25 protein-coding genes are annotated in these 26,462 nt (G+C 58.5%); 9 read left to right on the top strand and 16 right to left on the bottom strand.

The window, feature by feature from the left end; genetic code table 11:
* Positions 1-7 precede the first annotated feature (7 nt).
* Positions 8-907: an EamA family transporter gene (locus FEZ62_RS17680; protein ID WP_172929274.1), complete on the top strand. Its 900-nt coding sequence runs from the start codon at positions 8-10 to the stop codon at positions 905-907.
* Positions 908-953: 46 nt separating this feature from the next.
* On the opposite strand, the gene FEZ62_RS17675 is transcribed toward FEZ62_RS17680, so the two are convergent.
* From FEZ62_RS17675 to FEZ62_RS17665, 3 genes are all read right to left on the bottom strand, one after another.
* The gene (locus FEZ62_RS17675) at positions 954-1,475 is read right to left on the bottom strand and encodes a DUF2937 family protein (protein WP_172929273.1); all 522 of its coding nucleotides are present in this window, start codon (positions 1,473-1,475) and stop codon (positions 954-956) included.
* Between the two features lie 57 nt (positions 1,476-1,532).
* Positions 1,533-2,309: a class II glutamine amidotransferase gene (locus tag FEZ62_RS17670; RefSeq protein WP_069899096.1), complete on the bottom strand. Its 777-nt coding sequence runs from the start codon at positions 2,307-2,309 to the stop codon at positions 1,533-1,535.
* A gap of 157 nt (positions 2,310-2,466) precedes the next feature.
* A complete protein-coding gene (locus FEZ62_RS17665; RefSeq protein ID WP_178115980.1) occupies positions 2,467-2,928 on the bottom strand; it encodes an MFS transporter in 462 nt (153 codons plus the stop codon).
* A 111-nt stretch (positions 2,929-3,039) separates the two neighbouring features.
* On the opposite strand from FEZ62_RS17665, the gene FEZ62_RS17660 reads away from it, so the two are divergent.
* Positions 3,040-5,067, top strand: coding sequence for a S9 family peptidase (locus tag FEZ62_RS17660; RefSeq protein ID WP_172929272.1), 2,028 nt, complete (start codon positions 3,040-3,042; stop codon positions 5,065-5,067).
* Here FEZ62_RS17660 and FEZ62_RS17655 read toward each other — a convergent pair.
* A complete protein-coding gene (locus tag FEZ62_RS17655) occupies positions 5,048-5,383 on the bottom strand; it encodes a hypothetical protein (protein WP_172929271.1) in 336 nt (111 codons plus the stop codon). The genes FEZ62_RS17660 and FEZ62_RS17655 overlap by 20 nt on opposite strands.
* Before the next feature lie 144 nt (positions 5,384-5,527).
* Here FEZ62_RS17655 and FEZ62_RS17650 point away from each other — a divergent pair, with 144 nt between their 5' ends.
* Positions 5,528-5,890: a YajD family HNH nuclease gene (locus FEZ62_RS17650; protein WP_069899102.1), complete on the top strand. Its 363-nt coding sequence runs from the start codon at positions 5,528-5,530 to the stop codon at positions 5,888-5,890.
* A gap of 57 nt (positions 5,891-5,947) precedes the next feature.
* Positions 5,948-6,418 (top strand): RNA methyltransferase, encoded by a 471-nt coding sequence (locus FEZ62_RS17645; RefSeq protein WP_069899104.1) that lies wholly within the window; start codon positions 5,948-5,950, stop codon positions 6,416-6,418.
* Between the two features lie 1,348 nt (positions 6,419-7,766).
* Here the strand turns inward: FEZ62_RS17645 and FEZ62_RS17640 are convergent.
* The 5 genes from FEZ62_RS17640 to rnd form a co-directional block, all read right to left on the bottom strand.
* Positions 7,767-8,996, bottom strand: a complete 1,230-nt coding sequence (locus tag FEZ62_RS17640; protein WP_172929270.1) for a hypothetical protein — start codon at positions 8,994-8,996, stop codon at positions 7,767-7,769.
* A gap of 111 nt (positions 8,997-9,107) precedes the next feature.
* A complete protein-coding gene (locus tag FEZ62_RS17635) occupies positions 9,108-9,557 on the bottom strand; it encodes a YcgN family cysteine cluster protein (protein WP_069899108.1) in 450 nt (149 codons plus the stop codon).
* A 145-nt stretch (positions 9,558-9,702) separates the two neighbouring features.
* Positions 9,703-10,635 (bottom strand): D-2-hydroxyacid dehydrogenase, encoded by a 933-nt coding sequence (locus FEZ62_RS17630; RefSeq protein WP_172929269.1) that lies wholly within the window; start codon positions 10,633-10,635, stop codon positions 9,703-9,705.
* Between the two features lie 3 nt (positions 10,636-10,638).
* Positions 10,639-10,932 carry a YcgL domain-containing protein gene (locus FEZ62_RS17625; protein ID WP_069899112.1) on the bottom strand — a complete coding sequence of 98 codons (294 nt, stop codon included), beginning with the start codon at positions 10,930-10,932 and terminating at the stop codon, positions 10,639-10,641.
* Complete coding sequence (rnd, locus tag FEZ62_RS17620; RefSeq protein WP_172929268.1) at positions 10,929-12,077, bottom strand: ribonuclease D; 1,149 nt, start codon at positions 12,075-12,077, stop codon at positions 10,929-10,931. Before rnd ends, FEZ62_RS17625 begins: the two co-directional genes overlap by 4 nt.
* Before the next feature lie 310 nt (positions 12,078-12,387).
* Between rnd and FEZ62_RS17615 the strand changes: the two genes are divergently transcribed.
* A complete protein-coding gene (locus FEZ62_RS17615) occupies positions 12,388-13,449 on the top strand; it encodes an SMP-30/gluconolactonase/LRE family protein (RefSeq protein WP_069899116.1) in 1,062 nt (353 codons plus the stop codon).
* A 431-nt stretch (positions 13,450-13,880) separates the two neighbouring features.
* A complete protein-coding gene (gene putA / locus FEZ62_RS17610) occupies positions 13,881-17,828 on the top strand; it encodes a trifunctional transcriptional regulator/proline dehydrogenase/L-glutamate gamma-semialdehyde dehydrogenase (protein WP_172929267.1) in 3,948 nt (1,315 codons plus the stop codon).
* Positions 17,829-18,130: 302 nt separating this feature from the next.
* Here the strand turns inward: putA and FEZ62_RS17605 are convergent, their stop codons facing one another.
* Together FEZ62_RS17605 and FEZ62_RS17600 are read right to left on the bottom strand one after the other, a co-directional pair.
* Positions 18,131-18,814, bottom strand: coding sequence for a hypothetical protein (locus FEZ62_RS17605; protein ID WP_172929266.1), 684 nt, complete (start codon positions 18,812-18,814; stop codon positions 18,131-18,133).
* Positions 18,815-18,899: 85 nt separating this feature from the next.
* A complete protein-coding gene (locus tag FEZ62_RS17600) occupies positions 18,900-19,274 on the bottom strand; it encodes an STAS/SEC14 domain-containing protein (protein ID WP_090508652.1) in 375 nt (124 codons plus the stop codon).
* Between the two features lie 195 nt (positions 19,275-19,469).
* Here FEZ62_RS17600 and FEZ62_RS17595 point away from each other — a divergent pair, with 195 nt between their 5' ends.
* From FEZ62_RS17595 to FEZ62_RS17585, 3 genes are all read left to right on the top strand, one after another.
* Positions 19,470-20,330 carry a sulfurtransferase gene (locus tag FEZ62_RS17595; protein ID WP_172929265.1) on the top strand — a complete coding sequence of 287 codons (861 nt, stop codon included), beginning with the start codon at positions 19,470-19,472 and terminating at the stop codon, positions 20,328-20,330.
* A gap of 240 nt (positions 20,331-20,570) precedes the next feature.
* Positions 20,571-21,059 (top strand): hypothetical protein, encoded by a 489-nt coding sequence (locus FEZ62_RS17590; protein ID WP_090508654.1) that lies wholly within the window; start codon positions 20,571-20,573, stop codon positions 21,057-21,059.
* A 163-nt stretch (positions 21,060-21,222) separates the two neighbouring features.
* Positions 21,223-22,488, top strand: a complete 1,266-nt coding sequence (locus FEZ62_RS17585) for an outer membrane protein transport protein (protein WP_069899125.1) — start codon at positions 21,223-21,225, stop codon at positions 22,486-22,488.
* Between the two features lie 74 nt (positions 22,489-22,562).
* Here the strand turns inward: FEZ62_RS17585 and FEZ62_RS17580 are convergent, their stop codons facing one another.
* The 5 genes from FEZ62_RS17580 to FEZ62_RS17560 form a co-directional block, all read right to left on the bottom strand.
* Positions 22,563-23,120, bottom strand: a complete 558-nt coding sequence (locus FEZ62_RS17580; protein WP_172929264.1) for a glutathione peroxidase — start codon at positions 23,118-23,120, stop codon at positions 22,563-22,565.
* A gap of 97 nt (positions 23,121-23,217) precedes the next feature.
* Positions 23,218-24,000, bottom strand: a complete 783-nt coding sequence (locus FEZ62_RS17575; RefSeq protein ID WP_172929263.1) for a hypothetical protein — start codon at positions 23,998-24,000, stop codon at positions 23,218-23,220.
* A gap of 231 nt (positions 24,001-24,231) precedes the next feature.
* Positions 24,232-25,062 (bottom strand): FTR1 family protein, encoded by an 831-nt coding sequence (locus tag FEZ62_RS17570; protein ID WP_172929262.1) that lies wholly within the window; start codon positions 25,060-25,062, stop codon positions 24,232-24,234.
* 14 nt (positions 25,063-25,076) lie between these two features.
* The gene (locus FEZ62_RS17565) at positions 25,077-25,424 is read right to left on the bottom strand and encodes a cupredoxin domain-containing protein (RefSeq protein WP_172929261.1); all 348 of its coding nucleotides are present in this window, start codon (positions 25,422-25,424) and stop codon (positions 25,077-25,079) included.
* A gap of 124 nt (positions 25,425-25,548) precedes the next feature.
* On the bottom strand, positions 25,549-26,430 hold the full coding sequence (locus tag FEZ62_RS17560) for a hypothetical protein (protein WP_172929260.1): 882 nt from the start codon (positions 26,428-26,430) through the stop codon (positions 25,549-25,551).
* Between the last annotated feature and the right edge of the window lie 32 nt (positions 26,431-26,462).

The following is a 26,462-nucleotide window of genomic DNA, read 5'->3' as shown; positions in this document are numbered from 1 at the left end:
GTCAATCATGCCCACTGCAACTCCCCGCGCGCGCAGCCTGCTGCTGATCGGCGCGTTCGCCGTCATTTATCTGGGCTGGGGTACAACCTACCTGGCCAACCATTTCCTGCTCAAAGAACTGCCGCCATTCGTGTTGGGCTGCCTGCGCTTTACGCTGGCAGGCAGCCTGGCGTTTATCTGGGTTGTTCTCAGCGGCCAATTGCAGCTGCAACGCAGCGATCTCGGCGGGGTCTTCATCGGCGGTCTGGCGCTGATTGCAGTCGGTCAGGGCGCATTGATTTACGCCAACCAGTTCTTGCCGACCGGCGTGGTGGCGATGCTCTACACCACCCTGCCGCTTTGGAGTGTGGCGCTGGAATGGGTACTCGGAGAGCGCCCGCCAGTCTGGGTGCTATTCGGGTTGGCCATTGCGTGCACCGGCATTGTGTTGCTGATGAGCAATGGTCTTGAGACCAGCGCATCGGGGCCGCAGTTGTTTGCCGGTCTGGTTGTCGTCAGCGCCACGCTGATCTGGGCATGCGGCGTGTGGATGTTGCGCAAAAGACCGGCGTTTCGCTCCAGCTGGCTCGGTTTGAGCCTGCAAATGCTGGTGGGTGCGGTGTTGCTGGGCTTGTTTGGCGTGCTGCATGGCGACTGGCAGCACCTCGATTTGGCCGGGCTGAGCCAACAGTCATGGTTGTGGATGGCATATCTGGTGCTGCCGGTCAGCCTGGGCGTTTATCCTGCCTACTTCTGGCTGCTGCGCGAAGTACGCCCGAGCCTGGTATCGACCTTTGCCTTCATCAATCCGGTAGTGGCGCTGCTGCTTGGCTATCTGCTGCTGGGCGAGCAACTCAGCGCACTGGCCATGCTCGCTTGCGTCATCACGTTGGGCGGGGTGATGCTGATTATTCTCGGCAGGCGCTGACAGCCGCATCGCATAGCGGCTGTCAGGCGAGACAGAGGCGTCACTTTTACCAGTGACGCTGTCGCGTGCGACTGTCTCCGCGAAAACCGAGCAGCCAGCCAATGGCGCGCAACAGGCCCTCTATCAGCCAAGCCAGCAACAGGGCGCAAGCAATGCCCCAGGCAATAGCTTCGGGGGCCAGAAGCACCTGATAACGATATGCCGCGTAGGTTTCATTGAGCAGCGCCGGATCGGCGCGTGTCAGCAAGTGCCAGGCTTGGGCGTACCACGGACCCTGCATGGCCTTGGCCTCGGCCTCTAGCAGGCCGGCGCGCGAGACCAGCGTACTGACGCTTTGCGCATCATTGCGCATAACCGGGTCTTTACTCTCGCGGTAGTAAGCGATGAGCTTGTTCAGATCGCCGCCGAAAAACCGGCTGGCAGTGGCGCGAAAACCCTGAATACTTTGCGTGGATTCGGTCAGGTGCGCATCGACACGCTTACTGTAGTCCGCCATAAAACCCGGGATCTGAACCCCGATCAACAACCCCAGAGCGAATAATGCCAAGCGCAGATAGCTCATCAACATGCACGTCCCCCTGTCCTGTTATCCACGAGCGTCTTTACCCACAATGGGCCTGTCATTCTAGGCGCTCAGCCCCTGAGCAATGCACTCACCGCCGCGCCACAGTCGCCATTCACCTGGCTGATAAACCTGCCAGCGTTCGTTATCGGTCAAGGCCTCGGTTGCCAGCACGGTGACCACATCATCCGGCGTGGTTTCCGCCTGAAAATCCACCTGCAAGTCCGCATCACGCAAGTGCGCAGGGCCAAATGGCGCCCGCCGCGTTATGTGCGCAAGCTTGGTCGAGCAGAAGCTGAACAGCACATCGCCATCGCTGAGCAGACAGTTGAACACACCTAGACGACGATATTCCACACAGGCCTCAACCAGCACCGGCAACAGTGTTTCTAGGCTGGTGGGCCCCGTACATTGCGAGCGTAGACGATTTAACAGGTCACAGAACGCCGCTTCACTGTCGGTGTCACCCACCGGGCAATAAAACGAGGGTTCAGGATTGAAATTGGCGAGCTGACCATTGTGCGCAAAGCACCAGTTGCGCCCCCACATTTCGCGCACAAACGGATGCGTATTGGCCAGGCACACCTTGCCGACATTGGCCTGACGGATATGCCCGATTACCACTTCACTCTTGATCGGGTAGCGCTGAACCAACTGCGCTACCTCGGACTCACTGCTCGCACGCGGGTCTTGAAAAAGGCGCAGGCCGCGCCCCTCATAAAAACCGATGCCCCAGCCATCGCGGTGCGGTCCGGTGCAACCGCCACGCTGCATCAGCCCGGTAAAGCTGAAGACGATATCGGTGGGTACATTGGCACTCATGCCCAAAAGCTCACACATGGCTAATTTCCTTGCGCCAGGCATCACAAAGTCGCGGCGTGACAAACACTTCGGCGGATAAAACCCGAGCGCTAATCAAAGCATAAAAGTAGATACAATCTACAGACCAGCGGCCAAGCCGCCAAAAGGATGCAGCCGGCCGGTTGCCGGCTGCGACTTAGAGACGCGGCTCGATGCGCCCGCCAGTATTCGCGGCCTGCGGTCGTCCTTCAGCCATGATTTCACGCAATGTAGGAGCGTCTTCATCAGCCTCTTCGACCGGGTTGGCAGGCTGCTGCCGGTTGCGCCACCAGCGCTCGATGGGCCAGCGCACAGCAACGAAAACCAGGTAGACCGCGAGAGCAATCATGCCGTAGAGCGCAAGGTCCGCCACCGCACGCCAGGCGTTGTTGCCCACATTGAACAGCATATCCAGCGCGATAACTGCGATAGCAGGCGCAAACAACTCACGGGCCGGATCAACAATAGTCGGACTGAGCAGCAGCACGGCCATGACCACACGCAATGGTTCGCGCACATAACGCCACATCCAGCCAGTCATGCGCAGCCAGACCAACAGGCAGCCCAGCGCAGCAATTGCGTAGGCGGCCCAGGCGAGCAGGTTGTCGTTCTCAATCATAATGCTGCGGTTTCCTGACATGGCGAGGGTCACTAATAGCGGCTTATGATAGCGACTTTTAATCGATCCGGCGCGCCTGCTGTTGATCAACCCTGAATCTGGAGCCGTACTATGCTGCCCGCACCCATCGCAAAATCCAATCAAGGGGCTGATCCTTACAGCTGGCTGGAGAACCGCGACAGCCCCGAAGTACTTGACTATCTCAAGGCAGAGAACGCCTACCTTGAAGCCCAGTTGGCGGAGCAGCGCGAGTTGCGCGACAACCTGTTCGATGAGATCAAGGGACGTATTCGCGAAACCGATTTATCGCTGCCCTCGCCTTGGGGACAGTATCTCTACTATCAACGCACCACGGCAGGCGATGAATACCCGCGCCATTACCGCTGCAAGCGCCCGGCCGACGACTCACTGCAAGTCGACAGCGCCTCGGAACAACTGCTGCTGGACCCTAATGAATTAGCCGGCGGCGGCTTTTTGTCGCTGGGCGCGTTCAGCATCAGCCCGGATCACCAGCGCCTGGCGTATAGCCTCGACACCAGTGGCGAGGAAACCTATCAGCTGCGGGTCAAGCAACTCGACAGCGGCGACACCCTCGAGCTGCCGTTCGAACAATGCGATGGCAGCATGACGTGGGCCAATGACAGCCAGACCCTGTTCTTCGCCACCCTTGATGAAACCCACCGCCCGCACCAGCTGCACCGCCACAGACTCGGCGAAGATGGCAGCGCACTGGTCATCGACGAGCCGGATGGGCGCTTCTTTGTCAGTTGCTATCGCAGCAGTTCCGAGCGCCAGTTATTGCTGATGCTCGGCAGCAAAACCACCACCGAAGTCTGGACGCTCGACGCGCAAACACCCGAGCAGCCATTCAGCTGCGTGGCCCCGCGCGAGGAAGACCACGAATACGAGGTGGATCATGGCCAGCTCAACGGCCAATGGTGCTGGTTTATCCGCAGCAACCAGAGCGGCATCAACTTCGCCCTTTACACCGCCGCCGAGAACACGCCACAGCGCCAGCACTGGCAAACACTCATCGAGCACAACCCGCGAGTCATGTTGGAAGGCGTAAGCCTTAACCACGCGGCGTTTGTTCTGAGCCTGCGTGAAGCCGGGCTGCCGGTGGTCGAAGTGCATCCGCAGGAATTGCCCGAGTACCGTATCCAGCTGCCAGATGCGGCGTACAACCTTTATGTGCAGGACACGCTGGAGTTTGCCAGCAACACCATTCGCCTGCGCTACGAGGCACTCAATCGCCCGGCACAAATCCGCCAACTGACGCTGACAAACGGCGCACAGCAGGTGCTCAAAGAGACGCCCGTCGAAGGCCCATTCGATGCCGATGCCTATGTCAGCCAACGCATCTGGGCCACCGCTTCTGACGGTACTCAAGTGCCCATCAGCCTGGTCGCCAAACGCGAAGTTCTCGGCCAGCCTGCACCGTTGTATCTATACGGCTACGGCGCTTACGGCGAATGCCTAGATCCGTGGTTCTCGCACGCACGTCTGAGCCTGCTTGATCGCGGTTTCGTCTTCGCCATCGCCCACGTGCGCGGCGGCGGCGAATTGGGCGAAGCGTGGTATCGGGCAGGCAAGCTCGAACACAAACACAACAGCTTCAGTGACTTTATCGCTTGCGCCGAGCACCTGATTGCCGAGGGCTACACCAGCAGCCAGCAGCTAGTTATCAGTGGCGGCAGCGCCGGTGGCTTGTTGATGGGCGCCGTGCTGAATCAGCGCCCTGAATTGTTTGCGGCGGCCATCGCCGAAGTGCCGTTTGTGGATGTGCTCAACACCATGCTCAACCCGGATCTGCCGCTCACCGTTACCGAGTACGACGAATGGGGCGACCCGAATCAGCCCGAGGTGTACGCGCGCATCAAAGGCTACGCGCCATATGAAAACGTCAGCGCCCAGCCCTACCCCGCCATGCTGGTGGTCGCCGGCTACAACGACAGTCGGGTGCAATATTGGGAGGCCGCCAAGTGGGTCGCACGCCTGCGTGTGCGCAAGACCGACGATAACCTTTTGCTGCTGAAAACCGATCTGGATGCCGGGCATGGCGGCATGAGCGGCCGGTATCAGGCGTTGAAGGATGTCGCACTGGAATACGCATTCATCTTCAAGGTGCTGGGTCTTTAGCCTGCTCGCTGTTGCGCTGGCGCTGCTGCTCAAGCAATTGCAGGTCTTTATCCGGCGGCGCCAGGCTTTCGACAGGCCGGCGCAATGGCGTCTGCGCTGCTGGCTTATCGGTTAGCGACGGGCTGATCAACGGGGGATTGTTCGGCGCAGTCGAAGGCATGCCGCGTGGCGTAACCGGTGTATAGGGTTTCGGATTGGCCGTACCGGCGCCGCCACTGCCGCCGGAGACCGAAGGCATTGGATAAGTCTGCGCAACAACACCTGCACTCGCCCCCAGCAACGTAAAGGTGCACAACATTACGGCTAAGGCTTTCACGGCAGTACTCCCAAGGCTTAAGCCAAAATTGACAGGTACATTGCAGTTTAGGCCCAAGCCACCAAAAAGCCGCAATACAGTTGTTCTCCCGGCGCCAAGGGCGGACTAAACTAAGCCCATATACGCACCGCCACGGACAGACTAATGAGCACCGACAACCCCACCGCTAAGCTAGACCGCATCCTCGCCGACGCCCAGCGCAGCCGCGAAGCCGGTTACCGCGACAAGGCCCTTAAGATGTATCCGCACGTGTGCGGGCGCTGTGCCCGGGAGTTCTCCGGCAAGCGCCTGAGCGAGCTGACCGTTCATCACCGCGACCACAACCATGACAACAACCCGCAAGACGGCTCCAACTGGGAACTGCTGTGCCTGTTCTGCCATGACAACGAGCACTCGCGCTATACCGACCAGCAATACTTCAGTGAAACCACCGCAGGCAGCTCCGGCCCGAAAGTGACTCACAAAGCCTTTGCCGACCTGGCTGCATTGCTGAAAAGCAAAGAGTAAGCCCAAAGCGTTGTCAGGCCGTATAATTGCGCCCTTTGCATTCAAAGGGCACCCTCGGTGGCAAACAAACGATTCAGCTGCATCGGCCTGTACAACCCCAAGTCGCCAGAAAATGTCGGCGCGGTGATGCGTGCAGCTGGCTGCTACGGCGTCAGCAGCGTGTTTTATACCGGCGTGCGCTATGACCGCGCGCAGAGTTTTATCACCGACACCAAACGCGTCCATCTGGATATCCCACTGATCGGCATTGATGACCTGAAGAAAATCGTCCCTTTAGGCTGTACGCCGGTGGCTGTCGAACTGGTCGAAGGCGCACAAGCGTTGCCGACCTACACCCACCCGGATCGGGCGATTTATATCTTCGGCCCGGAAGATGGTTCGCTGAACCAGGAGATTCGTGACTGGTGTGAGGATGTTATCTACATCCCGACCGAGGGCTGCATGAACCTCGCGGCGACGGTGAATGTGGTGCTGTATGACCGGATGGCTAAAGGGTTGAATACCAAGTCGGGGCCGCTTTATTACTGAGCAGTGGGTGTTTTTTTGATTGGCGGCATGGCGGCCAGATGGGTTCGTTTGGCGGCATAGGACATGGCGGTCTAGCGGGTTCACTCGGCAACGTCGGCGCCTGTGCGATCGCCCGACGGATTGCGTTGCTTCGCGCCGCTATCCATCCTCCGTATGCGTTAGAACTACACCGAATTTTCGAATGGTGGGCTGCCGGAGGTTGGAATCCGCACCGCGGCTTCCGACATGGCGATCTAACTGATTCACTCGGCAGCGTCGGCGCCTGTGAGATCGCTTGACGGATTGCGTTGCTGCGCGCCGCTATCCATCCTCCGGGTGTTTTGCCTTTGGGGGCTTCTCGGTTTTTTGAACGCTGGCGCTAAGCTGGGATTGTTGTATTTCTTTAGTCAGCCTTTCGCCTTTACGGCGAGTGACTTTCTCTTTGTTTGCGCAAAGAGAAAGTAACCAAAGAGAAAACGCACCCGGCATACGGGTTTTGCTGCGCAAAACTTCCCTCGCTCCGGCGCCGCTCCGTTGGTCGCCACCAAGGGACGTCCCTGTCCCTTGATGGCTCATTTGGCGTCCTTGCCAAATGCCCAACTCCACAACACCTACACTCAGCCTCCTGACGGGACCGGGCGACCGAGTTGTTTGTGCCGAATGCGCTATGCAGGGGTTGAAGCAAAGCTGTGTTTACAGTCTCTAATGCGATATTTCAGACACCGCCAACGCCCCTTTCCAGCAGGCCAAATGCAATCGTTGTGCAGTGGGTCGAGCAGCATGGATGCTGCGAGAGTCGCGCTGGGCCAAGGACGGCCCATCGCGGCGTGCCCACGGAGCAACGATGGAATGCGGGAAGCCGAGCGCAGCGAGGCCCAATGGAGGGGCATAGAATTTTGGGTTAGTTTTGAAACGCGCGTAGCAGTCGCTTGGCAAAAGTGACTCGCCGTAAAGGCGAAAAAGGGACCAAAGAACACCAACAATCCCAGCTTAGCGCCACCGTTCAAACGCAATAAAGCAAACCCCGAACGAATGGAGGATGGATAGCGGCGCAAAGCAACGCAATCCGTCAGGCGATTGTGCAGGCGCCGATGCAGCCGAGTGAACCCGTCAGACCGTCATGTCGGAAGCCGCGATGCGGATTCCAACCTCCGAAAAACCACCATTCGAAAATCGGCGCAAGACCCAAACATACGGAGGATGGATAGCGGTGCGCAGCAACGCAATCCGTCGGACGATATCGCAGGCGCCGATGCCCTCGAGTGAACCCGCCGGAATAACCATATCGGAAGCCGCAAGCGGATTCCACCCCAACACAAATCCACAAAAAAAGGCCACCTCGCGGCAGCCTTTGTCCCGTCATCAACGGTTATTTGAGCAGCTTGGTGTCCAACACGTCTGACGGCTTGCCCATCACGCTCTCGCTGATATCAATCAGATCTTTGGTAGTGACCTTGTCCAGCCGCATCAGGCCGCGTGCGACGTCGTCGAGTGAGCGGCCGTTGGCGTCCTTGGTGGCTTTGCGGATTTCGCGGTCCAGGTCCTGGAACAGCAACACCGCCCGTGCGGTTACCGGGCCAGTTGAGTTTTCGGTGCGCAGGCTTTTTACCGGGCGGCTCCAGTCAATCAGCTTCTTGCGCACGATCTGGTAGCGATCTTCGCTCATGCCGCCGGCGCGGCGCATCAACTCGATGGCGTAATACTCGGCCAGACCTTCGCTGATCCAGTCACTCTTGTCGGCGTCGTTAATGCGGCTGAATACATGCACCAACTCATGCACCAATGAACTGGTGCCGTTCTCGCTGACCAGCGGACGATCCGCGTGCATGAAGTACGAGTTGGACGCCGACAGGCCACCGCGCCACATCGGATCACCCGCCCCTACAATCAGCAACTTGGCGGGATCACGCGGGAATACCGACTGCATTTCCGGCCAGATGAACGTCAGCAACGTCAGCACATCCATGCGATGCATGCCTTCGTCTTTTGGCGCTGCCACGGTTACATCGGTCAGGCCCAACTGCGCGCGGCGCGAGCCGATTTTACCGGCCAGCATCCAGCCCGTCGGGCGGTCGAATTTACGCAGGGGGTTATCAATGCGAAATTTGTTCTTGCCGATGCGCGGCCAGCCAGTTTCGACTGCAGGCCAGCCCTTGGGCAGATCAAACTGCAGGCGCGCTACCAGCTCGGTCTTGTCATGAATGCTCATCGCCGCGCTTGGCACCAGATTGTCGCCGCGAAACAGCGCCCAGTCCGGTGTCATGCGGGCATCGAAGCGCTTGTTGTCGCGCTCGTGGCTGATCTTTACCCGGTAGGTCAGCTTCGACTTGCCCTTGCCCGGTTTCCAGATCCCTCGTTCGGGGCTTTCCTGAGTCCACTCGCCATCTGCAGCTGTAAAGTCGCTGTAGGCACCATTTTTACCGAGATTGAACGACAGGCTATTGATCGGCTCGCCGTCCTCGAACGTCATGCTGACTTCGGCCTGATCGGTCTCTGGCAAGAAACTTACGTTGTAATCGAGATCAACTTTTTTAGCGGCCCAAAGTGGCGCGCTGATGCCCAGCAGTGCAACAGACAACAGAGTACGACGAATCGACATTGCAAGCAGCTCCAGAACAGACTGATCAGATAGAGGTAGACCTGCAGCGCCCCGCACAGTTGCAACGTGCGGGCGCCGCAAAGCATTTAAACAGCGAGAAATGCGCCGGTATCAACCCGCGCGGAATATCAGGTGATCCTCCCAGTCATCCTCGGGCACGCTTTGCTCGCTCAGCATGCGCCCGGACTGGGAAATACGTTCGATGTGCACAGCCTCAGGATCGCCGCAGACCAGATGATGCCAAAGCGGCAGATCCTTGCCTTCGCTGACCAAGCGGTAACCACAGGTCGGCGGCAACCACTGGAACTGATCGGCCTGAGCGGGGGTTAGCTGAATGCAGTCCGGCACGAATTGGGTCCGGTTAGCATAGTCGGTACAGCGGCAGGTCTTGAGATCGAGCAGTTTGCAGGCGATGCGCGTGTAAAAAACACTGCCATCGTCTTCATCTTCAAGCTTTTGCAGGCAGCACAGGCCGCAACCATCGCACAGCGATTCCCACTCCTGCTGATCGAGCTGATCAAGCGTTTTGCGTTTCCAGAAGGGTTCGACTTTAGCTGCCATGGTGTTAACGACGCGAGTACAGAGAATGGGTCGGCAGTCTAGCGTGCCACCTCGATGCGGCCAAGATGGCGAAACCCGCTCTGCGCAATAAAAGTATAGCGCCTGAGCCGAAAAGCTCCGTTTGCGCCTGGCAGCACCTGAAAACCTAGTAACCGCGCGCGAAATCCACAGCGCCGTGAAGCCGCTCGCTGTTATTGAAACGCTGCAGGTTGTCGATGAACAACTGCGCCATCAGCGCTGGCTGAGTCGGGGCCGAGCTGTGGCCGGTGAGCAACAGATTGGGCGCATGCCAAAACACATGCCCCGCTGGCAAGGGTTCCTGACGACAAACATCAATCACCGCCGCCGCAATTTGCTGTTGTTGCAAGGCGTTGACCAGATCCGCATCCACGACCGCCACGCCGCGCCCCGCATTGATAAAGACCGCACTCGCCTGCATCGCAGCGAATGCCTTTGCGTCGTAGATATTCTGTGTTGCGGGCGTGTCGGGCAGCAGGTTGACGACATAGTCGGCGCTGGCTAATTGCGCCGTCAGGGCATCCATTGCCAACACTTTGGAAAATGGCGCTTGCTGGCGAGCCTGACTGGCAATGCCGGTCAACTCGACGCCAAACGGTTGCAGAAACTCTGCAACCGCCTGACCAATATCGCCACAGCCCACAATCAACACCTTGAGCCCGGCAAGACTGCGTGGCAGGCGGTTATCCCAGTGCTGTTCAGCTTGCGCCGCACGCCGGGCAAACAGGCTGCGCTCGTGCGCAAGCATATGCGCCATTACATATTCGGCCATGACCTGACCAAATATGCCAACCGCACGGCTTAGCTGGTAATCCTTGGGCAGATCTGCCGCCAGCAGCGGCGTGATGCCGGCCCATGTGGATTGCAGCCATTGCGGCTTGTGCCCGCCACGCAACAGAGCGGCGAGTAAATCGGGCTGCCCGAGCCAAATGTCACAACCGTCGGCCAATGCCAGCAGCGCGTATACATCCGCCGCGGCGCGCACCTCGATGTGCCCGGTGGCAGGTGCCAGCAGCTCGGCGTAACGCGCATGTTCGGCTTCGGCAATCAGCAGGCGCATGGGTTATACCGGATCGTTGCGACGCAGCAGTTCTTCGGGCAGGTGCTCGATGTAGTCGTCTTCCGGTGGCGGCATTTGCAGGTGATAACCCTGCTTGTCGAGATTGGCCAGCACTTCGTTGATGTCTTCACGGGCCAGCGCACGCTCGGGCGTAAGGACCATGCTGAACGCCAGCGTCGGCGTACCAAAAGCGGCCATCAAAGTTTCAGGCACGCGCTTGAGCTCATCGCTTTTCAGTACATAAAGGTACATCTCGTTTTTACGCGAGCTTTTGTAGATCGAACAGATGCGTTTCACGCCGTTTCTCCAGCGGTGTTGTTGCTGATTTTATCGAGGCAATCAAGCAATGCCTGACCCATTAACTCGCGGCGCCAGCCACGGAGCGAGTCGGGCAATTGATAGGGGCCGTTGGGGTAGCCGGACTTGAGCAAAGCTTCGAGAATTTTCTTGCGCAGCATCAACTCGGGGGCAATGTTCAACCGCTCAGCTTCGTGCTGACCCACCACGCGCAGCTTCTTGAGAATGCCCGACGCTTCAATCGGCAAGGGTTCTGGCAGTGCCTCGGGCCAACTCGGCTCAGGTGTCGAGCCCGCTTCACGAATCAGGTTGAGGAGAAATTCGCCATCCTGACGCACGGTTTTCGGGTGCATCTCTTCGATACGCGCCAATGTGACCAGATTATCCGGCTGCGTGCGGGCCAATGGCCATAAAGAATGCTCACGCAAAATGCGATTGCGCGGCAGGTTACGCGCACGCGCCTCATGCTCGCGCCATGCACAGAGCTCACGCAACACGGCGAGCTGCTGGCGATTGAGTTTCCAGGCCAGCTTGGCGTCTTTATAAAGCTCATCGGGCGCGACTTCGCGGCTCAGATTAGCCACCATCTCGGCGCCATCTTCCAGCACCCACTCGGCCTTGTCGGCCGGCAGGCGCGATTGCAGCTCTTTATAGACATGCGCCAGATGCACCACATCTTCTGCGGCGTAGCTGATCTGGGTGTCAGACAGCGGCCTGCGCAGCCAATCGGAGCGGGTCTCGCCTTTGGGCAATTCGATGTCCAGCAGCGTCTGCACCAGACGCGAATAGCCCATCGAGAAACCGATATTCAGATAGCCGGCAGCAATCTGGGTGTCGAACAATGGCACAGGCACACTGCCGGTGAGACGCATGAAAACCTCAAGGTCTTCGCTGCACGCATGCAAAACCTTGGTCACTGCCGGATTTTCCAGCAGAGCGGCAAACGGCGACCAGTCAGTGATCTGCAGCGGATCAATCAGATAAGCGTCCTTACCCTCGCTGACCTGGATCAGGCCGGCAATCGGATAAAAGGTATCGACCCGCATAAACTCGGTGTCCAACGCCACAAAAGGCAAGCCCTGCCAGTGCGCGCAATGTTGCGCCAGACTTGCATCGTCCAGAATCCACTGAATATCAATCGCCACACGGCTCTCCCCATAAAGAATGCGACGCAGTATATATGCCCGCGCCCTCCGCGGGGCAGCAACTGCGGCAATGCAGCCACAAGCCTGCAAAATCAGTCGCCAGCGCCCGCAAACGACTCAAGCCTTAAAAATGGCCACTGGCTATTCCACAGCATAGGCAATTCACCGCCATCAACGCCGCGCGCCCATCGGCAACTGGCCTATACGCCCTGAATACTGGCGCAGCACACTTAGCAATGGTTATCACAGCCGCGCATGGATTGTGTAACCTGCGAGCGGACCTCTGTCTTCACCACAAGGAATAACAACAATGAAAAAAGTGCTCGGCCTGCTGCTTCTGCTGATTGCCGCCGGTGCGATATTTCTCGTCATCACGCCAAGCCCGATTGATCCGCTGGCCTGGGATGCACCGACCGCACCGACACTCACCGGCGTGCTGGAACCGAATGACACGCTGATGAAGGCCGAACTCGTCGGCAAAGGCAAACTGCATGGCCCGGAAGACACAGCAGTAGATGCTCAGGGCCGGGTCTATGCAGGCCAGGCAGACGGCACGATTGTGCGCATCGACAGCAATGACAAGGTTGAGCTATTCGCCGACACCCAAGGCCGGCCGTTGGGCATGGACTTCGATGCACAGGGCAACCTGATCGTCGCTGACGCCTATAAAGGCCTGTTATCGATTGATCCGCAGGGCGCGATCAAAGTGCTCACCACCGAAGCCGACGGCCTGCCATTCGCCTTTACCGACGACCTCGACATTGCCAGCGACGGGACGATTTACTTCAGTGACGCCAGCTCACGCTTCGAACAACCCGATTACTTGCTCGACCTGCTGGAAGCCCGCCCGTGGGGCCGCCTGCTGAGCTACTCGCCAAGCACCGGCAAAACCCAGGTGCTGCTCAAAGACCTGTATTTTGCCAACGGCGTGGCCCTGTCGGCCAAAGAAGACTTCGTACTGGTAAATGAGACGTATCGTTACCGCATCACCCGTTATTGGCTCAAGGGCGACAAGGCCGGACAGCACGAGGTGTTCATCGACAACCTGCCGGGGCTGCCGGACAACCTTGAGGGCGATCGCGCCGGTACGTTCTGGGTGGCGTTGCCCTCCCCGCGCAAATCCGACGCCGATTTTCTGCATCAGCACCCCTGGCTCAAAGCACAGATCGCCAAGTTGCCGCGCGCCATGTGGCCGAAAGCGACGCCTTACGGGCTGGCGATTGCGATTGACGAGCAAGGCCAGATTATTCAGAGCCTGCACGACACCAGCGGCAGCCACTTGCGCATGATCACCTCGGTAAAACCAGTGGGCGACTATCTGTATTTAGGCAGCCTGGAGAACGACCGAATCGGCAAACTGAAGATCCGCTAAGTCGCGCCACCAAGCCAGCCACACGCCCTGTGTGGCGGGCAGTTTTACTCAAGCAACACGCCTCACTTGCCATTCGGCAAGCTTCTCACGCACGCATTACCGCTCATCAGTCGCACCGCCGGTATCACCTGCAGATGCAGGGCCCGAGCAGCAATCGCGACTACGCTTAATCCTCTGTACTAGGCACTTTTGCTCATGGCGCAGTCCCGGCGTTGGCACGCAGACGCTGCAGCCGCACAACCGAGCAAAGGGACATATCTTAGAAAGTGCCGCATTCTGCCTGGGTAGAACGCAAAGGTAGTACCCGCAAATCAGAAGGTACAACCCGACAAAAGGCAGCCATCTTTTGGGTTGCACCTAGTTGCACCTTTGTAACCACTGGGTTTATTCTCGCGCCTGCTTTGCAGCGCATAAACACAATAGGACTCCAGATGGCCACTACAACACTTGGCGTTAAACTAGACGATGCAACCCGCGACCGCCTCAAGCAGGCCGCGCACGCCATCGACCGCACTCCTCACTGGCTGATCAAGCAGGCGATCTTCAACTATCTGGAGCAGCTCGAAAACGGCCTTTCGCCAACCGAGATGTCAGCTGTCAGCGCCGCCGCACTGGGTGATGAGTCCCCGGAATTGCTGAGCGAACAAAGCCTGCAGTGCTTCCTCGAATTTGCCGAGCACATCCTGCCGCAATCGGTTCTGCGCGCCTCGATCACCGCCGCCTACCGCCGCCCTGAAGAAGAAGTGGTGCCGGTATTGCTGGAACAGGCTCGCCTGTCCAAAGAAATGGCCGATGGCTCACAGAAGCTGGCGCTGAAAATCGCTGAAAAACTGCGCAACCAGAAGAGCGCTGGCGGCCGCCAGGGCCTGGTTCAAGGCCTGCTGCAAGAATTCTCGCTGTCGTCGCAGGAAGGTGTAGCCCTGATGTGTCTGGCTGAAGCGCTGTTGCGCATCCCGGACAAAGGCACCCGCGACGCCCTGATTCGCGACAAGATCAGCAACGGTAACTGGAGCACCCACCTCGGCCAGAGCCCGTCGATGTTCGTCAACGCCGCTTCGTGGGGCCTGTTGATCACCGGCAAACTGGTGTCGACACACAACGAAGCCGGCATGAGCTCGACCCTCAATCGCCTGATCGGCAAGAGCGGCGAGCCGGTGATCCGCAAAGGCGTGGACATGGCGATGCGTCTGATGGGCGAGCAGTTCGTCACCGGCGAAACCATTGGCGAAGCACTGGCCAATGCAACCAAGCTCGAAGACAAGGGCTTTCGTTATTCCTACGACATGCTCGGTGAAGCCGCGCTCACCGAAGAAGACGCCAAGCGTTATCTGGCCTCGTACGAGCAAGCCATTCACGCCATCGGTAAAGCCTCGCACGGTCGCGGCATTTACGAAGGCCCGGGCATCTCGATCAAGCTGTCGGCGATTCATCCACGTTACAGCCGCGCGCAATACGAGCGTGTGATGGACGAGTTGTACCCGACGCTGCTGAGCCTGACTCAACTGGCCAAGCAGTACGACATCGGCATCAACATCGACGCCGAAGAAGCAGACCGTCTGGAGCTGTCGCTCGACCTGCTCGAGCGCCTGTGCTTCGAGCCGTCGCTGAGCGGCTGGAACGGTATCGGCTTTGTGATTCAGGCCTACCAGAAACGCTGCCCGTTCGTTATCGACTACCTGATTGATCTGGCCAAGCGCAGCCGTCATCGCCTGATGATTCGTCTGGTTAAAGGCGCTTACTGGGACAGCGAGATCAAGCTGGCGCAGGTCAATGGCCTCGAAGGTTATCCGGTTTACACCCGCAAGCCTTACACCGATGTTTCCTACATCGCCTGCGCGCGCAAACTGCTCGCGGTGCCGGAAGCCATCTACCCGCAGTTCGCAACACACAACGCCCACAGCCTTTCGGCGATCTATCACCTGGCTGGCCAGAACTATTACCCGGGCCAGTATGAATTCCAGTGCCTGCACGGCATGGGTGAGCCACTTTACGAGCAGGTTGTCGGCAAGATCAGCGACGGCAAACTGAACCGTCCGTGCCGTATTTATGCACCGGTTGGCAGCCACGAAACACTGCTGGCTTATCTGGTACGTCGCCTGCTGGAAAACGGCGCCAACACCTCGTTCGTCAACCGCATTGCAGACCAAAGCATCTCGCTCAAAGAGCTGGTGCTGGACCCGGTCACCCAGATCGAGCAAATGGCTGCGCACGAAGGCGGCCTCGGCCTGCCGCACCCGCGCATCCCGCTGCCGCGTGATCTGTACGGTGACAAACGCGCCAACTCCAGCGGTCTGGACATGGCCAACGAACACCGCCTTGCCTCGCTGTCTTCGGCGCTGCTGAGCAGCACCAACAACGCCTACATCGCGCAGCCGATGCTGGGTTGTGAAGCCTCGACTGCCAGCGCCGCGCAAGCGATCAAGAACCCGGCCGAACACCGCGACATCGTCGGTCAGGTCATTGAAGCCAGCGTTGAAGATGCGCACAACGCCGTGCTGTGCGCCGTGTCGAGCGGCCAGATCTGGCAATCGACCCAGCCTGCCGAGCGCGCGGCTGTGCTTGAACGTGCAGCCGATCAGATGGAAGCAGAAATGCAGCAACTGATGGGCCTGCTGGTGCGCGAGTCCGGCAAGACCTTCAACAACGCGATTGCCGAAGTTCGCGAAGCCGTCGACTTCCTGCGTTACTACGCGGTGCAAGCGCGTGATTTCTTCGCCAACGACAGCCACCGCCCACTGGGCCCTGTGGTGTGCATCAGCCCGTGGAACTTCCCGCTGGCGATTTTCAGTGGTCAGGTGGCGGCGGCATTGGCTGCCGGTAATACCGTGCTCGCCAAGCCAGCCGAACAAACGCCGCTGATCGCCGCACAGGCGGTGCGCATTCTGCGTGAAGCCGGCGTACCGGAAGGTGCGGTCCAACTGCTGCCGGGCCAAGGGGAGACTGTTGGCGCGGCATTGATTGCCGACGAACGTGTTCGCGGCGTGATGTTCACCGGCTCCACCGAAGTTGCGCGAATTATTGCGCGCAACCTCGCCGGCCGCCTGGACGCTCATGGCCGGGCGATTCCGCTGATCGCAGAAACCGGCGGTCAGAACGCAATGATCGTCGACTCCTCAGCGCTCACCGAACAGGTAGTCATCGACGTTGTTACATCGGCATTCGACAGCGCCGGTCAGCGCTGCTCGGCGATGCGCGTTCTGTGCGTACAGGACGACGTGGCCGATCGCGTGCTGGAAATGCTCAAAGGCGCCATGGCGGAATACACCATGGGCAATCCTGAGCACCTCAACACTGACATTGGCCCGGTGATTGATGCCGAAGCCAAAGGCAACATCGAGCGCCATATTCAGGGCATGCGCGACAAAGGCCGCAAGGTATTCCAGTTGGCTCGGGTGGCCGGTGATGTGATGCAGCGCGGTACTTTTGTTACCCCGACCCTGATCGAACTCGAAAGCTTCGCCGAACTTGAGCGCGAAATTTTTGGCCCGGTGCTGCACGTCGTGCGCTACCAGCGTAACGAACTGCCTGCCCTGCTCGACCAGATCAATGCCAGCGGTTATGGCCTGACGCTGGGCGTGCACACGCGCATCGACGAGACCATCAGCCAGGTTGTCAGCACCGCCAAGGTCGGCAACATGTACGTTAACCGCAACATTGTTGGCGCCGTGGTTGGCGTGCAGCCGTTCGGTGGCGAAGGCCTGTCTGGCACCGGCCCGAAAGCGGGCGGCCCGCTGTATCTGTATCGTCTGCTGTCGCAGCGCCCACAAGATGCACTGGTGCAGCAACTGCGCAGCGATGCCCCAGACGCAACGCCAGCGCAACTGCCGGCCACCCAGAGCAAGGCATTTGCTGCGCTGTGCGAATGGGCTGCCAAAGAACGTCCTGAGCTGGCAACCCAGGCCGAGAAACTTGCAGCACTGGCGCAAAGCGGTATCAGCCAACTGCTGCCTGGCCCGACCGGTGAGCGTAACTCGTATAGCCTGATTGCCCGCGAGCACGTGCTGTGCCTGGCCGATGACGAGCAAGACTTGCTGGTGCAACTGGCGGCGGTACTGGCTGTGGGCAGCATTGCTCTGTGGCCGGAAAACCACAGTGAGCTGCACGCCAAGTTACCGAAAGAGGTGCAGCAACGCATTCAGCTGATCACCGACTGGACCACCTGCGAGAACGCGTTCGACTCGATTATCCACCACGGTGACTCCGACCAGCTGCGCGAAGTCTGCCTGCAGGCAGCCCAGCGTCCGGGTGCAATCATTGGAGTTAATGGCCTTAACAAAGGCGAGACCGACATTCCGATGGAGCGCCTGCTGGTCGAGCACTCGTTGAGCGTCAACACCGCAGCAGCAGGCGGCAACGCCAGCCTAATGACCATCGGCTAAACCGCGCAACACAGCGTGTGCGGACACAATCTGCACACGCAATCTCCCGCAAAGCTGCAACGCTGAACGGGAGTTTCCTGAAGGCACTTTGCTGCCAGGCGCTAACTCATCAGGTCGGCGCAGAAGCCCGAGCGCCTCGTCTTCGTAACCGAAGGCGCGGCGCTCGCTTCACATCTGTATCCCACATTTAGCCCTCGGGCGCCCAGCACAATCAGCCGAATCTGTTCCTCGTCCGGCCAAACCCTGCCTCGAAAAAAGCCCTGCGCGCTCACACACTGTTAATGCAATGATTAGTTTGAAGGCTACGCGCGTTTCTGGGCAATCCAGATGGTGTGCCGTGTGCCGCGATTACCGTGGGCATAGACCTGCACCGGCTCGACACTGAAACCGGCAAGGCTGACCATTTCAGTAAACTTGCGATCCGCCGATGAAGACCACACTGCCAGCATGCCTCCCGCGCGCAATGCACGATGGCACAGATGCAATCCGGCGGCCGAGTAGAGCCAACTGTTGGACTTCTGCGTCAGACCTTCGGGGCCGTTATCCACATCGAGCATGATCGCGTCGTAGGCAGCGTTCTGGCTTTTCAGTACCTCGGCGACATCGCCCTGAATCAGCCGGGTGCGCGGATCATTCAACGGGTAGGAGGACTTGGCGCCCAGCGGCCCACGATTCCACTCGACCACGCCCGGCACCAACTCGGCCACAGCCACTTCGGCATCTGTACGCAAATGCGCCAGCGCCGAAGCCAGTGTGAAACCCATGCCGAGCCCGCCGATCAGTACGCGGGCATTGGCGCGTGAGGCAATTTTCTTGCAGGGGATGGCGGCCAGCGCGTCTTCAGAGCCATGCATGCGCGTGTTCATCAATTGGCCGCCATCGCCACCGGCAATTTTGATGACAAAGTCATCGCCGTATTCAAACAGGCACAGCGCACCTTGCGTGCCAGGGATTTCAGCGGTATCCAGCAGCACAAAACGCTTCATGGCAGGCTCTTATAACAGTGGGATCGACCCGAAGCGCGCACCATACAGCAGCGTCGCCAGCGCTGCACAGGTTAGCTGATGAATATCAGACGGTGACCGGCTCGACTCCGTGAATCCAGTCGCGGGCCTGCTGCAACTGGCTCAGCTCAAAATGGCGAACCTCTCCCGGAATCATTGGCTTGACCATTTTACTCAGCCAGCCAATCCACTTCTGGTCTGCGACCACCGCCACCTGGGAAAAATGCTTGAGGTGTTTGGGCGCGAACTTGAAGTCCTCCCAAAGCGCCGACGGTTCGATCGAACCAATACTGCGCACAATCTCGATCAGCTTGATTGTGCCGTACTGATCAATCAGCGCCTCCATCTGCTGGGCGACCTGATCGAAATCGGCGCGGCTGAAATCGCCATCCAGGGTGAACTCGAGGATATTGCTGTTCTCTACGTGCGTGAGGGTCAGCATGACTGTGTCTCCTTATCCATGGGCGCCTGAGCAAACGGCTCGGCGGCGCTAAGACTGAATAACGGGCTGTGTACTTTTAAGGTTTGCAGAGCAAGCACAACCCGTTAACTTTGACCACATAGACAACGGGTAGTTTGCTTTATAGAGAGTAGAACCCGCCCACGCCCCGAACAATCCAGCCGGAGAATTGCCCGCATGGCTATCGCCCAGTTGATCAGCGCAGTTGAACTTGAGCAGTTGCTTGATGATAAAAACCGCAAAGTAGTTGTCATCGATTGCCGCTTCGCCCTGGAAGACCCTGCCTACGGTCTTGCCAGTTTTCAGCAGGAGCATATTGCCACGGCCCATTTTGCCGATCTGGAGCAGGATCTGTCCGGGCCGGTCAGCAAGGGCGTTACCGGTCGCCATCCGCTGCCAGACCCGGCAACACTGAGCGCAAAGCTGCAAGCCTGGGGTGTGGATGACGACTCGCAGATTGTGCTGTACGACGATGGCCCAGGTGCATTTGCAGCACGCGCCTGGTGGTTGCTGGCGTGGCTGGGCAAACGCAGCGGCGTGGCATTGCTCGACGGCGGTTTACGCGCCTGGCGCGAGGCAGGCTTGCCGCTGACTGCTGAAGCGAACCGCGTCGAGCCTGGCAATTTTATTGCCCGCCCGGATAACCAACTGCTGATCAGCGCAGCGCAGTTGCAGCATCGCCTGCAAGACACCCAATTGACGCTGTTGGACGCCCGCGCCCTGCCGCGCTTTCGCGGTGAAGTCGAACCGCTCGATCCGGTTGCCGGGCATATCCCTGGCGCGCAGTGCGCGACCTTCACCGAAAACCTCGATGCACAAGGCCGTTTTCTGGCGCCGGCGCAATTGCAAGAGCGCTTCGCGACATTGCTCGGCAGCCGGCCTGCCAGTGATCTGGTTGCCTATTGCGGCTCCGGTGTAACGGCATGCCACAACTTGTTCGCCCTGTGCCTGGCTGGCTACCCGCTTGCGCCACTCTACGCCGGCTCCTGGAGCGAGTGGATCACCCAACCGGAGCGTCCCGTGGCAGTGGGTGATTAAAGGGCTTACAGGCGCTTGTGCTGGCATATAGACATGCCGACTTTACCCGTCGTGCTAAGCACGATGCGCTATATAGGCAATAACCTAAAGCTGAAAACAATTTAAAAACAGTCCTTTACAGCACAAAGGTCGCACTACACTTGAGAATGAGTGGCTAACCCCACTCCCGGTGGGGCAATAGTAAAAGAATCAAAAGCTGCCACGCGCCCTGCTCCACCGGTCCATTTTCTCGAGGTTGATATGGGTATTGCAGCGAGTGAACTCTGTCAGCACGTAATCCGGCCGACCCTGATCTATCTTGGCCGCCATTGTGCCGCCGCCGAAGCCCTGCTGTTAGGCGCGGCGGCTTGTCAGTCGGGGCTGGGAACCGCACTCGACTGCCGCCACGGTCACGGCTTGTATCGCATTGCCGAGCGCAGCCATCAAGAGTTGTGGGACCGCCATCTGGCCCATGATCCGGATCTGGCCAGCCAGATTCGCGGCCTTGCCAGCCAGCATGCCTTTCTTGCCTCGCCGCATATCGAGCTCACAGTCAACCTGCGCTACGCCACAGCCATTGCCTGGATGATGATTGAGGTCAAGCGCAACGACTTACCCGATGCGGCCGACTTGCTGGGTCTTGCACGAATTTGGCGCGAGGTATTTCACCCGCACGGCAGGCAACGCGACTTTATGGATGCCTGGCAACGTTGCGTGGGCAATGTGCAAACGCCGTTATCCGCCGCGTGAACCACTGGAAAGATCAGAGAACAAGTGTTCACATTTTAGTAGATGACGGCACTTTGCCTCTATTATTCCCGAGGATTGCTACAAAACAGAACACGTCTAAATCTTGGCAAGCACCGCCAAAGGCTGGTAGTTTTGCCGCCCCTGCTTCCATCTGGAGTCATCCGTGAGCAATAAAATCCTAAAAAGCACTCTCGCACTCGCCATTTCAGCTGTCTCGAGCTACAGCCTGGCCAGCGGTTTCGCCATCAACGAACAAAGCATCAGTTCGTTGGGTATGTCCAACGCCGGCCGTGCTTCCAGCGCAAGCGATGCCAGCACTGTTTATGGCAACCCGGCTGGTATGGCGCTGATCGAGCGCGAGCAGGTTACCGCAGGCGCCGCTGTTATTTTTGCCAAGGCCGACATCACCAATGCAAGCGGCTTCCCTGGCGGCAGCAACGATGGCGACATGGTTCCGACCGTTGCCATTCCGATGGGCTACTACGTTAAGCCGATCGACGAAAACTGGGCATTCGGTCTGGGCGTATATGTCCCGTTCGGCCTGGCGACTGACTATGAAAACGGCTTTGCCGGTCGCTACTACGGTGACAAGAGCGAAGTGAACGTCATCACCATTCAGCCAACTGTCAGCTATCGCTTCAACGATCAGCTGTCGATCGGTTTTGGTCCGACGATCAACCGTATCGAAGGTGAACTGACGTCAGAGGTGCCAAACCTTGCACCGGCAGGCGCTCCAGATGGCGAAGTTGATATCAAGGGCGATGACGTCGGCTACGGTTACAACTTCGGCCTGATGTACGAAATCACCCCGTCGACCCGTCTTGGCGTTACCTACCACTCGAAGGTTGAGTACAGCCTCGAAGGTCACACCACTGTCAGCGGTGTTGGTGCAGTGGGCACCTCAGCAGGTCGTTACGGCGCATCTCTCGATGTGACTACGCCTGAAGCGGTCGACTTCTCCCTCACTCACCAGTTGAACAACGGCTGGACCGTGCACGCAGGCGCGACCTGGACTCGCTGGAGCCGCTTCGACAAGCTGGTGGTTGAGAACGATCAAGTGGGCGGCGCCTACGGCGGTGCTCTGACCACGATCACCGAAGAAGAAAACTGGCATGACACCTGGGCAGTTGCTGCTGGCGCTGAGTACCAGTTGAACAAGCAGTGGGTATTGCGCACCGGTATCGCACTGGATCAGGCTCCGACCAACAACACCGACCTGTCCCCGCGCATCCCAACTGGCGACCGCACGATCTACAGCATCGGCGCAGGCTGGAGCCCGAACGACGACATCACTGTTGACGTCGCGTACTCCTACCTCAACGAAGAAGATGTACACATCGATCGCGTAAGCGCTACTAAAGGCTCGTACAGCGCCACGTACCGTAACAGCGCACACGCGCTGGGCGCTCAGGTTACTTACCGCTTCTAATCGAAACGGTTAGCCAGCCACTTTGGCGGTCAGAACAAGCACAATAATCGTGCCGCCAGAGTTAACCGTTTTGCCTACTTCTGCGCACTGGCAATCGCCTTCTCGACCGCAGCAATCAACTGCGGATCATCCGGTTTTATACTGCTGGGAAAGCTCGCCACAACCATGCCCTTACGATCAACCACGTACTTGGTGAAGTTCCAGCGCGGCGCCTGACTCTGCTCGGCAAGCCCCTTGAACAAGGCGACTGCATGCTCGCCCGTGACCTGCTGCGGCTGGGTCATATCGAATGTCACACCGTAATTCACAAAGCACACCTTGGCGGTTTCCCTGGCATCGGCAGACTCCTGTTTGAAGTCATCCGAGGGCACGCCCAGCACTTTAAGGCCTTGCTCGGCATAGCGCTGTTGCAACGCCTCAAGCCCTTTGAACTGCGGGGTATAACCGCAGAAGCTGGCCGTATTGACCACCACCAGCGGTTGACCGCCGAAGGTCTTGCAAAGGTCGATGGTGTCTTTACTGCGCAAACGCGGCAGTTCGCCCTGCAACAGTTGCGGGCAGCTATCGGCATAACTCATCGAGCTTACGCCAACGGCCAAAGTTGCTGCGACCAGCCATGCCTGTATTTTCATCGACCACGCTCCTGCCACTAATAGCCCCGCACATGGCGAAGCCCTTCTAAACATAATAGAGCACCAGGCCGATAAACAGAGCCTGCTGAGCGTGAACTTAGCCGACTGACTCCAGGCGCTGAGCGGCACGCTGCTGCCAACTCAGGTAGCCAACCAGAGCGATGATGACCACCAGAAATATCTCGCTGGTGCCCACCGTGCCCAAACCCAGCCCACCTTTGGCGACCGAGTGAGACAGCCAGTCGCCGCAGGATGCACCAAACGGGCGAGTCAGGATGTAGGCAATCCAGAATGTCGCAACCGAGTTAAGGCCGAACAGGTAGTGAGCAATCGCAACCACGCTGATAGCCGCCGCAAATAACAGCGCCGACACGGCATAACCAAGGCCCATTTCCTCCCCCAACAAGTCGCCAGCTGCGGTGCCAAGCGCGAACGTCACCAGAATCGCCAACCAATAGAAATACTCGCGCCGGCCCCGGTAAATGCTCAGAATCGACAGGCTTTTTTCGCTGGCATACCAGCAACTAAAGGTGACCAGCAATGCCACACTGAACAGCACCGTGGTGGTGACCAGAGATACGCCGTAGGTATCCACCAAACTGTCACAAATAAGCGTGCCGACGATACTCACCAGCACCACCGCCAGCCAATATTTCCAAGGCACGTAACGGTCTGCGCGCAGCTGAATGGCGATGGCCAAAACCAGCACCGCACTCATCAGTACAGAGGTCAGCGGCAGGCCGAAATGCAGTTTGAAGATCAGGTAATCCGCACCTGTTTCACCCACGGTGGTCGACAAGATCTTGATGATCCAGAAGATCAGGGTGACCGCAGGGACTTTGTTCAGCAGGCTGTTAGCAGACGCGCTTGCATCGCTCATGATGGGCTCACGACAGTCATAAAGTGGATGATCCAACTGCGTCAAACGATGGCCTCCGGCAGAACGCCAGCGCCCACCGCGCAGTTCATACACAGCCAATCTATTCGCCCTCAGGTGAATTTTATGTGCTGAGAATGTGAACGATTGCTGGTTGGCAACGTGGCTGCGCACCTCTTCAACCGGCAAGAATGAGCGCAACCGCCAGCACCCGGCCAACGGTTGCTGGCGTTCTTAGTGGCTCATTTGCGGCTTTACGGCTTTTGGCCGGGCAGTCAGCCAACCCAGCCCCAGAATCACGCTCAGGCAGGCGAGATAGGCCAGCACTTGCACGCCTGAAGGCTGCGCGGTGTAGCCGATCAGGGTGTGCAGCAACTTACCGGTGATGCTGTGCTCGCTCAGCAGTGCAGAAGTGTCCCACAGCGTGTCGCCAAGGGCTGGCAACCAGTCTGCCGCCACCAGAAACCCGGCACACTGGCTGGCCATACCGGCAGCCATCAGGATTACCAAGGCATTGGTTACCTTGAACAAATGGCGCATGGCCATGCGCATCAGCCCGAAGTAGATCGCCACGCCAACTGCAATCCCGGCGGTGATACCCAGCAGCCCGCCCGCCATCATTGGCCAGGCCTGCCCCGGCTCGCTCACCGCGATGCCATACAAGAACAGCACGGTTTCCGAGCCTTCACGCAATATCGCCAGCGCCACAACAATTGCCATGGCGGCGAGGGATTTATTGCCGGTGACAACCGCCTGCCCCATCTCATTCAACTGGGCAGACATTTCCCGGCCATGCTGGCCCATCCAGATGCTGTGCCAGCCAAGCATGACCACCGCGATCAGCATCACCAGGGCATTGAATACTTCCTGGCCCATGCCGCTGGCCAGCTCACTGAGCGCATCGGCAAACAACGCCAGTAACCCGGCGCCGCCGATCCCGGCAAGCACACCGCCGCCGACCCAACGGCCGCGCCCGGCAACGCCGCGTGTGGCCGCCAACACGATCGAGACAACCAGTGCGGCTTCAACAATTTCACGAAACACGATCAACGCGGTAGAGAGCATGGGTCAGGCACCGCTTACTGGACGATCAATTGAGTCTTCGACGCCGCTTCGTGGTACTCGTCATAAAAGCTGTAAGTACCGGCCTTGAGCGGGCCGATGAAGAAGTTTACGGTCTTGCCGCCTTTGGCCAACTTGCCGCCCTTGAAGTCATCGCTGATGAATTCGGCCGTGGTAGTGTCCTGATTGGTCAGGGTGATCTTGACCTTGGTGTCTGCAGGGATAGTCAGCGGCGCGGGTGAAAACTGGTGATTCTTTACCGTCAGTTCGTACGCGCTGTCCTGCGCGAAGGCGCTGGATGCAGCGACACTCAACAAGGCGCAGGTGGTGATGACTAACGAGTTAATGAGACGTTTAAATTTCATGATTAGCATTCCTATTAAGTGAATGCGCGCAATATGACCGTGGCGGTGTGAAAGATTCGTTGATTAGTCGTCAAGAAAGCGCAAACAAGGCGCGGCAAAACGCAGAAAGGTACGACGAGCTGAACTACTCAAAGCTCAATGCAGTGGCCGAACGCCCTTCATAGAAGCGCAGGATTTGGGGCTTGAAGCGCGTGTACACCTCGGCGGGCAACCAACGTTGGTGCAGCGCCATGAAGGCCTGACTGTTACGGGTAGCCTCGCGAACGGCTTGATCAATCCGCTTGGCCATTTCCAGCCCCCACGGAGTACGCGGGCAGTAAACCCCAACTGGCAGTAACTCCTTGCTCTCTTTCAGCGGCACACTGATCAACGGGTCACTGAGTGTGTAGTTGCTGGCCACTTCGCTGTAGGCCATCGGGTAATCGAAGGCGTAATCGAGCCGGTGGTAGCTGACCATCAGCAACAGGTTTTCGCCGGACAGGCTGCCGGTCAATTCTTGCAGGGTTCCGCTGTCACGCGCTTTGATCAATTGCGCGCTGATGTCATCCGGGTATTGTCGGGCAGTGGCAATAGCGCCACGCAGATAAGGGTTGGCAAACAGCCAGTCGAGGCTTACCTCGCCATCCTCTAAAAGCAGTTGATTCAGGGTTGGCTGACGTACCAACAGATGCATCGGCGTGGATAACAGATACGGAATGAAATAGCCCTGCTTATCGCGTGCCGGGGTTTGCAGAAGGCCATTGCTGCAAAGCTGCAATTGTTTGCGCAGGCTTTGGCGCATGCGCAGCAAAGACATCACCTGATAACGCACCTGCACCTCGGGCATTTGCGCATCGATAAGCTGGGTGGCTTCGTACAAAGCACCGGAGACCGGTTGGCCCCCTTCAACATTGAAGATGCCGGGCATCGGCACAATTGCCCAGTTCAGCGACTGTGGTTGCGGCTGCGCCTGCAAGGGCTGGCAACTCAAAACGATACCCAACAGGAAGGCTAGCGGTAACCGCATCAAGCGAGTGCTCTGAATTATTATTGTGGACT

It is taken from the genome of Pseudomonas sp. MS19 (assembly GCF_013277615.1).
In the GTDB taxonomy this organism is placed as follows: Bacteria; Pseudomonadota; Gammaproteobacteria; order Pseudomonadales; family Pseudomonadaceae; genus Aquipseudomonas; species Aquipseudomonas marincola.
Note: the sequence above shows the minus strand (reverse complement) of the source record. Positions and strands in the feature narration are given on the sequence as shown.